The sequence below is a fragment of the Rhizobacter sp. genome (genome assembly GCF_031412495.1).
Taxonomy (GTDB): domain Bacteria; phylum Pseudomonadota; class Gammaproteobacteria; order Burkholderiales; family Burkholderiaceae_C; genus Schlegelella_A.
This window is the reverse complement of record NZ_JANODC010000519.1, coordinates 1-1,703: the sequence shown is the minus strand read 5'-3', so window position 1 is coordinate 1,703 and position 1,703 is coordinate 1. Positions and strand designations below refer to the sequence as shown.

Sequence of the window (1,703 nt, the reverse complement as noted above, 5' to 3'; positions counted from 1 at the left end):
GCCCGGTCCACCTGTCGCTGGCTTTCAACCCCTCCCACCTCGAAATCGTCAACCCGGTCGTCGAAGGTTCGGTCAAGGCGCGCATGGACCGCCGCGGCGACAAGGAAGGCGCGCAAGTGCTGCCGATCCTGGTGCACGGCGACGCCGCCTTCGCCGGCCAGGGCGTGGTGATGGAGACGCTGGCGCTGGCGCAGACGCGCGGCTACTACACCGGCGGCACGGTGCACGTCGTCATCAACAACCAGATCGGCTTCACGACCAGCGACCCGCGCGACTCGCGCTCGACGCTGTACTGCTCCGACGTGGTCAAGATGATCGAAGCGCCGGTGCTTCACGTCAACGGCGACGACCCGGAAGCGGTCGTGCTCTGCACCCAGCTCGCGATGGACTACCGCCAGCAGTTCAAGAAGGACGTGGTGGTGGACATCATCTGCTTCCGCAAGCTCGGCCACAACGAGCAGGACACGCCGGCGCTGACGCAGCCGTTGATGTACAAGGTGATCGCTCAGCATCCGGGTACGCGCAAGTTGTACGGCGACAAGCTGGTCGTGCAGGGGGTGCTCGCCGCCGACGGCCCCGACGCGATGGTCAAGGCCACCCGCGCCGCGCTCGACGCCGGCAAGAGCAGCTACGACCCCGTGCTCACGAACTACAAGAGCAAGTACGCGGTCGACTGGGCCCCGTTCCTGGGCAAGAAGTGGACCGATGCAGCCGACACGGCGCTGCCGCTCACCGAGGTCAAGCGCCTGGCCGAGCGGATCACGACCATTCCGCCCAACTTGAAGGTGCACCCGCTGGTCGAGAAGGTGATCGCCGACCGCGCGGCCATGGGGCGCGGCGAGATCCGGGTCGATTGGGGCATGGGCGAGCACCTGGCCTATGCGTCGCTCGTGGCCAGCGGCTACGCGGTGCGCCTGTCCGGCGAGGATTCCTCCCGGGGCACGTTCACGCACCGCCATGCCGTGCTTCACGACCAGAACCGCGAGAAGTGGGACGAAGGCACGTACACGCCGCTCGAGCACGTCGCCGACGGCCAGGCACCTTTCGTCGTCATCGACTCGCTCCTTTCCGAAGAGGCGGTGCTCGGCTTCGAGTACGGCTATGCCAGCGCCGAGCCGAACACGCTCGTGATCTGGGAGGCTCAGTTCGGCGACTTCGTCAACGGCGCTCAGGTCGTGATCGACCAGTTCATCGCCTCGGGCGAGGTCAAGTGGGGCCGGGCCAACGGTCTGACCCTCATGCTGCCGCACGGCTACGAGGGGCAGGGTCCGGAGCATTCGTCGGCGCGGCTGGAGCGCTTCATGCAGCTCTCGGCCGACAACAACATGCAGGTCGTGCAGCCGACGTCGGCCAGCCAGATCTTCCACGTCCTGCGCCGGCAGATGGTGCGCATGTTCAGGAAGCCGCTGATCATCATGACGCCGAAGTCGCTGCTGCGGGCCAAGGACGCGAGCTCGCCGCTCTCTGACTTCACCAAGGGCGACTTCAAGACCGTGATCGGCGAGACCGCCGCCGAGGTCAGCGCCGAGAAGGTCAAGCGGCTCATCGCGTGCTCCGGAAAGGTCTACTACGACCTCGTCAAGCAGCGCTCGGAGCGCAGGAACATCGACGTCGCGATCGTCCGCGTCGAGCAGCTCTATCCGTTTCCGCACAAGGCCTTCGGCGCCGAACTCAAGAAATACCCGAACCTGACCGAGGCGGTC

The 1,703-nt window shown here is 66.3% G+C and carries 1 protein-coding gene; it reads left to right on the top strand.

Going from position 1 to position 1,703, the window contains the following annotated elements; all coding sequences use genetic code 11:
- Nucleotides 1-1,703 (top strand): 2-oxoglutarate dehydrogenase E1 component (locus AC30N0_RS19510; protein WP_489519544.1); only part of this gene is annotated, 1,703 nt, incomplete at both ends.